Origin of the sequence: Candidatus Lokiarchaeum ossiferum (genome assembly GCA_025839675.1) — an archaeon.
GTDB classification, from domain to species: domain Archaea; phylum Asgardarchaeota; class Lokiarchaeia; order Sigyniarchaeales; family Promethearchaeaceae; genus Lokiarchaeum; species Lokiarchaeum ossiferum.
This window is the reverse complement of sequence record CP104013.1, coordinates 4,853,051-4,868,486: the sequence shown is the minus strand read 5'-3', so window position 1 is coordinate 4,868,486 and position 15,436 is coordinate 4,853,051. Positions and strand designations below refer to the sequence as shown.

At 33.2% G+C, this 15,436-nt stretch carries 5 protein-coding genes; 4 read left to right on the top strand and 1 reads right to left on the bottom strand.

The window, feature by feature from the left end; genetic code table 11:
* From NEF87_RS20840 to NEF87_RS20825, 4 genes are read left to right on the top strand one after another with little or no spacing between them, the layout of a single operon-like run.
* Positions 1-2,865, top strand: coding sequence for an ABC transporter permease (locus tag NEF87_RS20840; RefSeq protein WP_457917341.1), 2,865 nt, complete (start codon positions 1-3; stop codon positions 2,863-2,865).
* Between the two features lie 17 nt (positions 2,866-2,882).
* Positions 2,883-6,875, top strand: coding sequence for a hypothetical protein (locus NEF87_RS20835; protein WP_457917340.1), 3,993 nt, complete (start codon positions 2,883-2,885; stop codon positions 6,873-6,875).
* Positions 6,812-11,899 carry a S8 family serine peptidase gene (locus NEF87_RS20830; protein WP_457917339.1) on the top strand — a complete coding sequence of 1,696 codons (5,088 nt, stop codon included), beginning with the start codon at positions 6,812-6,814 and terminating at the stop codon, positions 11,897-11,899. The genes NEF87_RS20835 and NEF87_RS20830 overlap by 64 nt, the downstream gene beginning before the upstream one ends.
* Positions 11,886-14,810 (top strand): ABC transporter permease, encoded by a 2,925-nt coding sequence (locus NEF87_RS20825; protein ID WP_457917338.1) that lies wholly within the window; start codon positions 11,886-11,888, stop codon positions 14,808-14,810. The genes NEF87_RS20830 and NEF87_RS20825 overlap by 14 nt, the downstream gene beginning before the upstream one ends.
* Here NEF87_RS20825 and NEF87_RS20820 read toward each other — a convergent pair.
* Positions 14,799-15,413: an HD domain-containing protein gene (locus NEF87_RS20820; protein ID WP_457917337.1), complete on the bottom strand. Its 615-nt coding sequence runs from the start codon at positions 15,411-15,413 to the stop codon at positions 14,799-14,801. The genes NEF87_RS20825 and NEF87_RS20820 overlap by 12 nt on opposite strands.
* Between the last annotated feature and the right edge of the window lie 23 nt (positions 15,414-15,436).

The window sequence follows — 15,436 nt, the reverse complement described above, 5'->3', positions numbered from 1 at the left end:
ATGGATTCATTTCTCTATTCGTACGCCTTTAAAGATTTATTTAGACAAAAAACTCGAACAATTTTAGGAGTAATGGGGATTGCAGTTAGTTTATTCTTGCTTACCTCCGTCTCTTTTATAACAGATTCTGTTTCATACGGATTTATTGATTTTTTAACGGCAGATTGCGGAAACCAAGACCTACGACTCTCGGTTCGACATTATGCAGGGGAAGAAGAAAATAGATCAGATTATTTTGATTATCCCAATATTAAAGCCTTAATTCATGAGGAATTTGACGAAATAGAACATTTTCTCCCAAGAACAACAATGTGGGGCCGAACAAATGGGTCAATATCAAATCCGATGGAAGATGAAAGGTGGGCTCAACTTGGGGCGCTTGATGTAAAGCTTGAAGAGGATATTTCGTTCGGTTCATTCATAGATATATCCCCAACCCTTAATTTAAGTGAAGGTATCCCGGTGAATAGTTGTTTAGTGGAAATGGAATTTGCGGAGAGATTTAATCTAACTGAAGGACAAATATTTAATATTTTTTTACCAGGGTTAAATTCTTCTGTAAATTTAACAATTCTAAGCAGATTTAATTCCGATTTGAAATTTCCACTTGGACGCGAAAGTGATATAGTCGTAGATATGAGTTGGTGGGGTGAGACAGCAAATCAACTCTATAATGTTGCATATAGAGAAATGGATTGGGTTAATAAAACAAATTCACTCGTCATGATATTCAAAAATGGTGAAGATATTTATGATATTCGAGATATTGAAAACACAGAAGCTTTAATAACTAAATTAGGGGCAGACATGCAATTATTAATCGGATTGGATCCATGGAATATTGAGTATCCAAAGTTAGAATTACTTTATGTCTCTGAAATGTTCTCATTGGGAATGAATATATTATTTGTCGTAATTGGATTTGTTTCAATGTTGATCAGCGGAATTTTAATAAATGGAATTTTATCTACATCGGTTGAAGAGCGAATACGAGAATATGGGATCAATCGAGTTTTAGGAGCCAGAAAGAGTTACAACATAAAGTTAGTTGTTTTGCAAGCAATGCTCATAATTTTAATTGGAACCACATTGGGAATATTCGGCGCAGGAATATTTGTTGATAAAGTCGCGCTTACATTGTTAGAAAGAGAAATACCTGACGGTTATGCGTCAAATATTGTTTTTGTGGCACAACCAACATCCATTTTGATGAGTTATTTAATCGGTATCGGCGTTAGTCTAATTGTATCAATAGCCCCCGCAGTAAAAGTAATGCGAATGAGCATAGTAGAATCCATAAACCCTTATCGTCATAGTGATGAATTATATAAAATTAAAAAAGAAGGTAGTGCAAATGTAAAATTGATTGTCTTTGGATTCTTTGTAGCTGCCAACAGTGGTTTTGTATTCTTTTTACTTCCAAAAATAATGCTGTCACTTAAAATTGCATTATTAGCAAGTATCTTAGTGGGAACACTTGTTACATTTTTAGTTGGAGTATCTTTAATGGCAGTTGGAATAATGCCCTTCTTTTTAAAATTGCTGGTGATGATTTTCGAACCTTTGATGCAAAAAATTATGAATATTGTTAAAATCACAATTCATCGCCACCAACGTCGAAATTTAAGCACAATTATTATGTTTATACTTAGTTTCAGTTTCATCATGTTCGCGACTAGTATGGTGGAAATTCAAGTAAATCAAATTGGAGGCTTAATTGCCTATGAAAGTGGATCTGATATTGTGATTCGCCCCCGCACTTATAATATTAATGCACCCACTGTTGAATTGCAAGAGCAAATAATGCAAGTCGAGGGTATTGAGAGAGCATCATCCTTACTAGCATCAACAAATGATCTTGAAAATATTTACTCAGAAGAAAATAAAGATTTTGGAGTCACCATGGGGGATTATATCGATTTTACATCCACCAATATATGGCTCTATGGAATAGATAAAAATTTTAAGGATACAATCTCAACAGAGATGCAGTCTCATTTGGTTTTTGCCACTGGAAACAAAGATGAAGCATTCAGCCAGATTTTTGAGGAAAATCAAGAGATCATTAACATCATTATATCTTCATCAACTGCAAGTCAATTAAAAATCCGAAAAGATGATCTTGCAAGATTAACCTTCACTCGAGGAACAGAAGAAAGCGCATATATTTGTAAAGTAGTAGGTGTTCTTAAAAATTGTCCAGGTTTATCCCGGATTAGAGAAGCAGGCCTTTTTGGAGGAGGAACAGGAGGAGTTATCATGTCCAATATAAATTATATAAAATGTTTAAATATTCCAGGCGGAGATGATGCATTTGTAGACAAGATTTTTGTTAAAGTCAAAGAAGGATATAATCACACCATAATTGAACAAAATTTAGAAACTATTTTTGAAGAAGAAAATCTCAGAATTGATAGAACAAGCGAGGACATCGAATACGCCGAGTCTGAATTTTTAGTAATCAAATATATGTTTTTGTTAATTCAATTAGGAACAATTATTATTGCTATCTTTGGACTCTTGACTTCTGCCTACTCATCTATTTTAGAGAGAACTCGTGAAATAGGAATTTTAAGAACCTTAGGTTTGCATGGTCGTGAAGTAGAAAATTTGTTTTTAGTAGAAAACTTGATTATTCTATTGGCATCCTCTACTTCGGGAGGAATAATTGGAACAATTATGGCTTTAGGATTATCTGAAAACATGACATTATTTACACAGACACCCCAAATGATAAAAATACCATGGGATATTGTTGGAATTATTTACGGGGTGTCAATATTATCACTTTACTTAGGGTTGAAGTTAATTATGAGAAAACTTCGGAATAAAAACCTAATTGAAATATTTAGGGAAACATTATAGGGAGGGGAAAATGAAAAGTGAAATCAACCAAATTAAAATATCTTAGAATCCTTTTGATGGTCTTATGCATATTTCCATTGAGTTCTATTGCAATTACAGAAAATATTGAACAAATTATTCCAGTAAAGGATAGTGAAAGACATCAATCCCCAAAAACATCAGATATATCAGGTAATGAATTATTTGCGGAACAAATTGCTGTAAATATAGCAGGTAAAGAGAGCTTAGTGCGTCAATCTTATATCACAAATGACACAAATATTTTTGAACGAGTCGATCTTTCAGATCCAGCTTTTTTCCGGAGTTCATTCTATTTTTCTATCTCTAATGGAATTTCACCAGTACTTAATCCGGAATTGGCAACCACCAATGATTTGAAGACCATTGAACTCTCATATTTATCCTTAACGGGCTTTTTATATTATGACAATAGATCCACCTACGATTTAGTTCAGACCCGTAAAACCCGAGCGTTAGATATATTTCAGGATTTATTTGAAGTAGATCTCTTGTTTCATGATGTTATTGAAGATTCTCAACGAGGATATTTCTATCCTTTTTACGGTGCCACCCCAAATTGGAAAAATTATTTTGAAACGACAATTTCAAATACCCCTCAAGATGGATACTGGGGTGCTTTCGATGATAATCGACTTCTAAGCCAAAATTATCTAGATAATCAGCATCTCAGCTCAAGTCTTCTATTCTTGAAACATTATTCGATGTTGGAAAATGAATTAGAAGCAATTGCTCCCTATAATACTCCAATTAATATGGATCTATCAGCAATTGATACTTCATCATCACTATTTAATTTTGGACTGGATGGTGGAGGTTCATCCCAAGGGCCATCCAATGATAATATTTCACCCAATGAATTATTACCTCCAGAAGAAGAAGAAATTGAGGAAGAAGATGAAGAAGACGATAACACAATATCCTATTTAGATGAACTGGATAACGTTGTAATTTATTCAGTTCAATACGAAGGCAATAAAGAAGGATTTTCAGAAGTGGGGGAACATGAATATAAATTTGATCTATTTACAGCACTCAATTATAAAGGAGAAAATTTAGCAATTTCTTCAAAATGTTTCAATTCCATGGATGGAATCTCACTTAGTTTAATTGACATTGGGTTTATCTCATCTGAAATCATTTCCACTCAACCGAGTTACTTTGACTTTGAAGATTATAATCTCCAACGGATAGAAAGTATTCTATTTTTATTTGATGATGAATTTGATTTATCGAGTTTTAAGAATTATTCCTTCAAGATTCAGTGGTCAACAAACGAATCTTTGACGCGATTGACAACAACGGTCCAAAACTTGGCAAATGATTCAGATCCGATTAATTTTCTTAGCCTATTAGGCGGAATTGGAAGTAATTTCGGAATTCCAGGTTCAACGATCGCCCCACTGGATCAATTTGTTTGTATCTATCGCCCTATTATAAATGAACCTTCATTATATATTGAAAAAAAAATAGCAGAAGGAAACGCATCTAATGTATTATTTGATGATGAACAACCATCAATCGAAATATTTGTGGAAAATCGTGGATTGGATGAAATTTGGGGTCAAAAAAGAGATATTTCCAATTTAGGTATAACTAATGATCCAACAAAAGAAATCACTCTTTTAGATATTAATCAAAATTTCTTTGAGCTTTTGGGTTATGATAGTGATGCCATTATTCATACTACTGAAACCCTTGGATATAATTTAACTGATCTTTTTCACAATGAAGAACCTCGATTTTTCAATATAGATTCAAATAATTCGGGCACTTATGATATTACATACCCTCAAATGACAAATATTCTAACAAATTTAGAAATGATCTATCCTTATTCTCCAGAATTTGCAGAAATCTTAGAAGACAATCCAGAGGCATTTGGTACCATTGCAAACAATCCTCAATCCTTTAATTCTTCGGACAGTATTTTTAATCCATCTAATTGGAAAATTATGCCTGGAGATAATTTTACAATTCCTATATCTGCAGCAACAGGAAATTTAGAAGATCAATTTGAATCATTCAATTCACTAAATATTTCTTCAATAGAAGGGATATCGCCCGTCATTTCATACGGTTCGATAATTGATAATACTTATATTTCTGGAACATATCAAGAAAATGATTCGACGACCTTAAATCTTCAATCTCAAAAAATTGGGTCTTCCTATCAAATTCAAACATATTTTATGTTCCAAAATGAAAGTAGTTTTGATATTAATTCAAGTAATAGCTTGGATGGGTTAGGTATTGAAGCGTATTTTAAAAATTCATTAAACTCAACAACTTTATCTTTGGAGATTTATAATTTTGATCAGGATACTGGGGAGGAAGGGGATGAATTTATCTCAATTCCTGGAATTTATTCTGTAAATGAGCCTGAAAAAATTAACTTCACAATTTCTAGCATTAATTATGAACTTTCAGAATTTTACCGAGAAAATCAAAATTATTCGATAATTCTTCGTGTTACATTTGAAAATTCTGAAAAATTTACAGTAGATATTGATTATTTTCAGCTGCTTTTTCAAACGAGACTCAATCAAGAAATCTTTCATGATCAAGCGATTATTCAATATTGTTCGGAGTTAGGAACACAATATCTAAGTCATTCTAATAGTTTTATTTTAAATACTGATGATAGAAGTTCTCTCAATACCCTCGTGCATATGGATGAATATAATAAAAAAATTGGAGAAACAATGACCTACAATATATCGATCTCAAATGTAGGGATGACTTCTGCAAAAAATATAAGCTTAGAACTGGATTTACCAGGTAAAATCAAAGAAATTAACAATATTGCCGAAGTATTTACAGATGAAAGTTACTATTTAGTTGCAACAGCAGGAAATTTTACATTAATAGGTGATAAATTGTTCATTTATTTTGATTTTCTAAATGCAGGAGATTCATATGAAAATATTACCTTCGATTTTATTGTTCCTAATAGCAGAATTTTACCAAGTGCAACAGTAACTTGGCAAGATGAAGAAAGAATGGAAAATTCCACCATAAAAAGAGTACAGAGTAATAACCAATACCTCTCCGCACCTGTGAGATACTTTTCAGCGAGTGATACTCCGCATAAACATGCCCTAAGCATTGAATATATCTCCAATTTTGACCAAAATGCGCCAGAAATAAATGATGTATTTGAAGTTCAAATTAGAATAAAGAATTTGGAACCCACAACATTCTTAGATATTGAAATACCTCTTAACTCTAATATCACGGGATTTACACTTCTAAATGAGACCGATTTAATCTGGATATCTTCTTTAGTCCCATCAGAAGACCGATTAATCACTTTAAGTTATCGGAAAGATAACTATAGAGGATACACACTCCCTCAATTGACAATAAATTCAAAAATAGAAACAAAATTTATGAAGCAGTCATTCAGTAATCTGCTCCATTTAGGAGTTTTTAATGCATCTCTGTCAAAAGATCTAAATACTGTGAATGCAGTGCATAGAGATATCATTTCTATTACTGTAACCTTAATCAATACTGGAAATATTGATATGGGTAATTTTACAATCGATGATACACGATGTTATAGTGCAGAAGGATTTACGTTGGAAGATGGAAGTATGATTAGAAATTATGAATTGTTAAAACCGGGTGATTCTATCACCTTCACATATCATTTACGAACCTTAAACAAAAATGGAATCTATCAGATCAACCCTGCAGAATTAAACTATTGTTATATTTATAAAAGGACTATCGAAAGCCCAGTTATGACAATAATGGTTAGGCAATCTTATTTTGAATCCATTTTGATTATAATTCTTCCTATAATTGTGGGAGCGAGTGTAATCGGATTTACATATTATAAAAAATCACAATATTCAAGGGAAGATTTAGAATTAGAGAGAAGGGAATCTCTCCTTTTTGGCCAATCCTTGAGAGATATTGCATGGAAAAAGAAAAATCTAAAAGAATTCTTAGAAGAACTCACAACGGAGGAGAATGGATCATGAAAGCATTGTCTAAAAAAAAGCCTATGAATATAATCATAATATTTGTAATGATTCTCTTTTCAACACCAATTTTTGATTTGACAGAAGCATTGGATTATTCCACCAACAAAAATATAGAATTAAGTGAAGAGATAATAACTCCAGTAACACAAATTCAATCTCAGAGTATTTTAGAAGATAACTCAGTTTATGATAATGAATCTCATAGATATGTCTTTTTGTTTGATTCTATGGAATCTAATATGAATGACATTTTAAGCAACTTTTCCAATTGTGGGGGTATTTTGATGGAAGGTCCTTGGGAAAATATCGTTGGTTTTGCTGGCCAGATAAATAATTCTGAAGGTAACTTAAAATTATTTACATCTCAAACCCCTAATATGACAGTTGTAGAAGATTCAATGATCCAAACTCAGATGAATACAGTTCATGACCAGCTGAATATCTATCCTGCAACAGTAGGAGATAATATGATATTTAATGGAACATCTAATGGTTCGATTGCATTTTTAGATACTGGTATTGATGATGCATTCATTGGATTTGAAAATGGGTTTGGAGACTTAAACTTCTCTAGATCTATTATTGGTTGGAAAGATTTTTCAGAAGAAAATGAGACAGAACCAATTGATTCTAATGGACATGGAACTAGCATTGCATCCATTGCAGTTGGATCTGCAAATAAATCTTTTGAGATGAATCACAGCGGGGATGGATATTATATAAGCGTTGGAGGTAGGTTTAATCATTTTGATCTTTTTTACCCTCATCACATTATTCCCCAAGACTATTCTCTTAAATTAGCTTCCTTTGAAATGGACTCTGAAGCATTAGATAACCTTGAAATTAAGGGAAAGATGAGTAATATAATCGATCTCTCGAAATATAATTTAAAATTTTATAAAGATGGTCAATTAATTAATACTAGCGCATCTAATTCTTTAGACGTATCTTGGGATACTTCTGGACCTTTTGATGAAAGTAAAAAAGTGGGTTTATTTGACATCTACATTGTATATTCAGTAGAACTGGGAAAAAACCCTCAATTTGATCTCCAACTTAATATTACCTTTACTCCTGAAAATTATGAAAAGGGATTTGCAAATTTCGCTGGTATTGCCCCAGAAACTAAAATAACTTCATTAAAAGTTTTAAATTCGACTGGGCTAGGATATTCATCAGATTTACTTTCTGCTTTAGAATGGGTCTGGCATAACAATACGAAATATCGTATTTTTGTGACGGTTCTTAGCGTTGGAAATTTCGATATGGATGAATTACTTGCTCAAAAAATATCAAGTTTGATAGATAACGTCATTGATAATGGTACAATGGTGATTATTGCAGCAGGCAATAACGGAATCAATTCCAACATGAATATGCTTGCAAAAAATCAAAAGGCAATTGTTGTAGGAGCAACAAATGATCAAGATCAAATTACCTATTATAGTAGTCAAGGTGAAAATTTGGATGGTCAAGGTAAGTTTTGGTATGATTCAGACGATGTAGCTAAACCTGATATCGTCGCACCAGGAGGGAGTTATTTACAAAATTCCGCAATGATTTTAGCCGCAGACACTAATGATGGAGAAGATAATGGACAAATTACCGAAGAGATACTTAATGACATATCTCCGATATGTGGAACTTCCGTATCTGCGGGAATTGTCGCAGGTATATACAGCAATATAGTCGAACTCTTTGGAATGTGGCAAAATGGGAATTCTACTGCAGGTTATGATGCTTTAAGAGCAAAAGCATTGCTTCTCATGACAGCTTCAGAAACAAATTTGCAACGAGAAGATGATCCAAGCACTTCTTACGATGAATCCTTGGAATCACCAGAAATTAATCGTGGTACTGCCGATTTAAATGAGGGTTATGGAAGAGTAAACCCTTCAGCAATTGGTGATCTATTTACGCGAAGTTACCCCATTAATGATACTATAGGCATTTCTTTAACAAGTTCATCTGACGACCCTCAAGCAACCCATGTTTATGCAATTAATATAACTTTAGAACAATATAAACTATATCGATTCGAATTAAATATTGAAGGCGGATTTTTTGCGGACTTGGATGCAGATCTCTACTTGTATGATAGTTTAGGAGATCAATATGGTCGACCGGTGATTCTTGCAGCAGAACCTCAAACAGGTGGCATAGATGAATATTTTTACTATTCCAACCTTCATGAAACTAGTACATATTATTTGATCGCCAAGGCAATATCTGGAGAGGGTACCGCAGAATTAAATGTAACAGAACAACTCTATTCTAACACTACCATATTACAAAATGCAAATTACACAATTGAATCTTCCTACGAATATCAAGATATTCTAGACAGCTATTATTTTGAAGTAAACTATACCAATGCAGAAAATTATCCCGCAAGTGAATTATATATACATTTCAATAATTCAATGGGACCCGTACCTATGATAAAAAGAATCGCTTCTGATAGAAATTATACTAATGGATGCCTTTACTATGCCCTACTGGATTTTCCACAATCAGGTTCATTTTCATATAATTTCACATCTATTATAGGAGAATATCAGACAGATTATGTAGATCCAGACGAAAATGTGATTTTTATCAACCCAATTCATAATCAAGCAGATTATGGATATACAACAGATTTTGATCATGAAGATAAACTTTGGGATCTGGATAATGAACAAAAAAACATAATATTTCAAGATATGACAACACCTTCCGTTGCAGGATGGAACCATATTTCGGTTTCAGACACGTTAGAATTTCGCAATGTGTCGGAAAGCGAGAATTCATGGAAAGCATTATATTGTGGATATTCTCACTTAGAAGGTTTTAATGGATCAGTATTTGAAATAGACCAAAAACCCATATATTATACTGGCAATACTTCCGAAACCTATGAATTAACATCCCCTATTGTATTTTTAAATGAGAGTGAATCGATCAACCCCACATTAAAAATTGGATTCCGTTTAAGTCTTGGAGAACTGGATGATTTTTCAATCGAAATTAGAATAAATCGAACCGGATGGGAACAACTTGATTATTTTAGCGATATAGAAAGTGATTGGATTTATCGAGAATATGATTTATCCGAACATATGAACAACTACACTCAAATTCGGTTCCTCACACATTGGGAAAATAAAAATGAAGTATATGGCGGAGGAGTAATGTTAGATCATTTTACAATAGAGGATATTTCTGGTATAAATATGTATTCTCCAATTCTTTCACCTGTTCATGATTTATCGCAACCTAATGTTGACCAACCTTTCTTTGAATCTAATACAGAAACGAAATTCGGAACCTATACCTTCCAAGTTGCGTATTCTGATTTAGATGGTGATATGCCTTTATGGGTAAATCTCGAAATTGACGAGAATATTTATAACATGACAAACAAATATGGTCGATATAATCCAAAGAAAATGAATTCAATGGATATTCGGAATGAAATTGTGTTTGTTTGTGTAATTTCAGTGTATTTAATGCATAACACAAGTTTTAGATTTATTGCTTTTGATGGTAAATATGAAAAATCTACAGCATGGCAATCAGAACTTCAATTTAAAGAAGCCACTGCAGAAAATTTTCCAATAACAACGGAAATAAAACCTGAATTATGGACAATAATCGAAGCAAATTCTCCAAACACACCGTCATTGTGGGTTAAATCTAATAGTAGCTGGCATCAACCAACAATTTTCGAAAACAAGAAAGTTCAAGGAAGCTGGTACTGCGGAGAAGGAAATTACTTGGGTTATGGACATAATATAACTGCAAATTTGATCTCACCTCTAATAAAATTGGAAGGAACGAATGAAATTTTCTTGAACTTTGAACATCGACTTCGTTTTGAGACAGATGGAGAAGAATATGGAGATTATGCAGAAGTTTTTATTTCAGTTGATGTTGGAAAATCATGGAAACGATTACACACCTATGATGAAGACACAAAAGGAACAGGTATAGAGAAGGTTTCGATTGATATATCCGATTTTATGGGAAGTGAAGCAATTTTCCGGTTTAAATTTACCTCAGATGATATTGGAACCCAAATTGCGAATTCTGGCTGGAAAATTTCTAATTTAGTCATAGATATGAACCATACGAAAGATTATTTACCCCCAACAATTCAATTCATCGGACTTGAAAGTGGAGATGAAATTTCGGGAGAAATTTCTATTGAAATATTAATTCTAGATGATTCATCCATAGATAACAGTCGAACAGAATTTTGGATAAATAATAACCTCTATGAAGTTGATATAATTGATAATAAAATAATATATAGTTTAGATACCACTGAATTTGAAAATGGAGAAAAAATAGAAATTATTTGTGTTGTTGTAGATATCCAAGGAAATCGTGAGGTAGAAAAAATAGTCGTAGAAGTTCACAATCCGATATCCACACTTGGAATAGTAATGATTTCAGCAGGAATCGCACTTATCGGAATAATGGTAGGAGCAAAAATTCTTCATGAGAGAAAAATTAAGAAGAAACTTTTAGCGGGTGAAATTATTAAAAGCCTATCAATGATAGAGCGGTATAATCAACGGAAATTTGAGAAAAATCAGAATTTTCAAGAAGCTGAAATAATCTCAAGTCAAACCGATCCAAATTGGGAAAAAGACCAACCCTATAAACTCTATTGCAAGAAATGCAAAAAATACTATTTGGCCCCTGATTTTGAAATATTTTGTCCGTCATGTAAGAAAGATAATTTGTTCATTGCCAAATTTTGTCCCGCTTGTAAGAAGTGGAGTTATTTTGACGAAGAATCCACAGGCCATAAATGTAAATCGTGTGAACTATTACTCCTGAAAGACTTTTCAAAGGCGAAACAAGAGATCATATCTTCCCGAGAACACGACAATCAAATCACTGATTCATTTGAAAAAGAAGAAGAATTAATTGAGGATATAGCAAATAAGATACCAACGAAGCAATTTAAAGAGATTACAGAGAAAATTATAAGCAAAAAGGAGGATAACAGCAACAATGGACGTGTTTAAATACGCATTACAAGATCTAAAACGACAAAAAGTCAAAACTATTTTTGGTATCAGTGGGATCGCAATCTCAATCTTATTACTGACAATTGTAGGATGTTTGGCAGATTCTCTAAGCTATTCATATCTTGATCAAGCAACAAATGAATCGGGTTCAAGTGATATTGTTTTTCAAAAACTTTCTGCTCAAGATTTCAATTTTGACCCATATTTCGATCAAAATATTGTGGAAGACCGATTAAGGGGTAAAATTGAAGGAATTGAGACTTATTATCCGAGATTGAACACTTTTATCTCAATATCACATTTTGATAATGAGATTAATAAAACAATTAAAAAACAAATTATTGGCTATGGAATTAATTCTACTTTGGAACAAGATTCTGGAGCAATGGGAAACCTTTGGTTATGCGACGATAATGCAGAATATGATAGAATCGATGAACTTTTTAAAGGTCCAATAAAGGATGGCTCATGTATTCTGACACGTGGAGCCGCCAGATTATTTAATTTAAAGGTCGGAGATGTTATTGATATCAAATATGCGAGCTACGAGGCATCGTTGTCAATCCAAGCCATTGTTGATCAAGACCTAAGATTTTCACGCATCGAATCAACCCTTATTATTTTCGAATTACATTGGTTACAACAATTTATGAATCAAATAGGAAAGGTAAATTCCATACACACCACTTTAGCAAATCCAGAATTGATCTATGATACCCGAGATGTTCAGGGAACAACGCGAGAAATGAGATTAATAGCCGAGCAAATCCAAATAGAAGTAGGTTTTGAATTTAGTGTCACTCTTCCTAAACTACAAGAATTACAGAACTCTGAACAGCAGACAATGACTTTGACAATGACTTTCAGTTTTATTTCATTCTTTTCAATGTTAATAACGGGAATCTTAATTAATTCAATTTTGACCACATCGGTTGAAGAAAGAGTTAGAGAATTTGGAGTTTTACGTGTTTTAGGGGGAAAGCGAAAATTCACATTTAAAATGGTGTTGATTTCGGGGATTATCATGTCAATATTGGGCACATTTATAGGTACACTGGTAGGAGCTCTTGCGGCACCGCCCTTATTAACTTGGACATTTACGTATTTTCAGTTGTGGAGAATTTCATTAGATTTCATAATCCTTCCTATCACAATATTACGATCTATTCTTATTGGAGTAGGGGTCACATCTATCGTATCTATCATCCCAGCAATGAAAGCAGGTAAAGTGGTAATTTCTGATGCGATAGATCCAAGTCGAAATTCAACCAAAGATGAATATAAAATTACTAAAGAAGGAACTATTAATGGAAAATTAATGGGAATTGGATTAGGAATAGCAGCAGTGGGGATTTTTCTCTTCTTAATTCTCCCCCGATTACTTACAGGATCTGGTGGACCCAATGTAACCAATTATGTATTGATAGGATTGTTACTTGCTGTATTAATTGGGTTAGTTTTTGCTACGATCGGTTTTGTTCCTGTCCTAGAAGGATTAATTGCAAACATTTTCAAACCCTTTATGCGAAAATATTATCCAGTGTATAGAATTAATCTTTATCGATATCGAAGACGTAATCTTTCCACAATTGTCATGTTTTCATTAACCTTCTCATTTATATTCTTTATATCATCCCAATTAGAAATGCAATCTGCAAATTCAGCCATGAACCTTCAATTTCAATATGGAGCAGATCTGGTCATGTCGAATTCTGGCAATCCTGATCAAAATGATGCAGTCAACATGAAATTATATGAAGAACTTCAAGAATTGCCGGGAATTAAAAATACAGCCATTATCAACCATAATTCATTAGATATGACCAGACTAACATCCATGATATTTTCTATGTCGGAAGATGGATTTGATGGCGATATGGGAGATTTCTTTGGGAATTTATTTGGTGACATTCCGAAATATGAAGCATATATAGGTGATATCGGAGGATATAATAGTTTTTATAGTAGTTTAATTGGAATTGATGAGAATTATTATGAAACCGTTGATCAATCTCTTTTAATGTGGGATCGGGATACTGGAAGCTCCGCTGAAGCAATAAATCAAGTAATGCAAAATTCAAATCATTGTATTATTGCCAAGATTTTAGCGGATCATTTAGGAATAACTGAATTACCTGCAGATATTCGTATTACAATGAGCGATCCAGACAATGGAGGTTACAAAAACATTTCAGTCTTTACCGTTGTGGGCGTATCAAGAGGAATGCCCGGAGTCTGGAATTTTCGTTCTTCTGAATTAAGTTTAAACACTGGTGCAGGAATATTAGTAAATCTTGAAGATTATAGCCGTCTCATGAATTGGGGTGAACCAACAGATCCAGAAATGGTAATTGACAAAATCCTTATTAATTTAGCCAATAATGATTATGAAAACATTCAAGATGTTCAAACATACATTGAAAACTACTTTGGAGACGATTATGACTTTCTTTTGGAAGAATCAGTTACCTTGATCAACATGATGGAAGAAAATAACAATACTTCAAATTTGATCATGCAAGCCATCCTTTTCTTCTCGATTTTAGTGAGTTTATTTGGACTTATTGCATCGATGTACTCAACCTTAATGGAAAGAATGTATGAGATCGGAATAATGCGTGCAATGGGGTTGAAACCCCATGAAATGCGATCAATGTTGATGTTTGAAGCAGTAACTGTGATGTTATCATCCGGTTCATTAGGAGCTGTTGTAGGATGGTTAATTGCATATTTAATGCAAACCAATGTTGCCATCATTTCAGAAATGCCAGTGGTGACAGCAGTGAATATCGGTACACTCCTAAGCACATTCTTAGTGTCAATTACAATCTCCATAGTAGGAATGTTCTTTATTACCAGAAAAGTGGAAAAATGGAGCATTATTGAAGTTCTGCGCTCAACTTTCTAATTTTTTAATTTTTTTAATTTGCTCGAATACTGTTTTTAGATGTGGGTTCATAATTTTTTTTTGCACAGACTCTAAAAATTGAATAGAGTCAAAATTAAACTCCTTTTCGTAAATCAAGGCTTGAAAGACCATTTCTAGCGAATCAATTTCCTTCATAAACTTTCCTTCTGGAGACGATTTATTCTCAAATTCTGAGTAGAGTCCAACCAATTCTCTACTATTTGGTAAATCGTGTAGAATTTTTTGGACGACTGAAAATTCTTCTTGTTTTCGGGTAGGATAATCCTCATCAGGGGTGATATCTCCAACTACGGTTTCTCCTAATTCATGGATAATTGCCATTTTCAAAAGTTTCGCTTGATTTAATGATGGGGCGTATTTTTGTGCTAAAATTAATCCCAAGAAAGCAACGCCTAAGGAGTGATCCGCATCAGATTCACAAATTTGAGGCGAAATTCCACTTTTTAGCCAACCTTTTCGATAAACACGTTTTAAGTGATTGAATTGCAAATAAACTTTAAAAATGGAAGATATTTCACCAGGAAACGCTTCTTGAAACACTTCAAATAAATCAAAGGGATTATTTCCTTTTTCTATGACCATACCTAAAAAAAGACAAAAAGACT

Excerpts from the sequence above, each read along its gene's own strand:
- NEF87_RS20820 (WP_457917337.1), bottom strand. The coding sequence starts at position 15,413 with ATGGTCATAGAAAAAGGAAATAATCCCTTTGATTTATTTGAAGTGTTT.
- NEF87_RS20830 (WP_457917339.1), top strand. The coding sequence starts at position 6,812 with ATGGAAAAAGAAAAATCTAAAAGAATTCTTAGAAGAACTCACAACGGA.
- NEF87_RS20840 (WP_457917341.1), top strand. The coding sequence starts at position 1 with ATGGATTCATTTCTCTATTCGTACGCCTTTAAAGATTTATTTAGACAA.
- NEF87_RS20825 (WP_457917338.1), top strand. The coding sequence starts at position 11,886 with ATGGACGTGTTTAAATACGCATTACAAGATCTAAAACGACAAAAAGTC.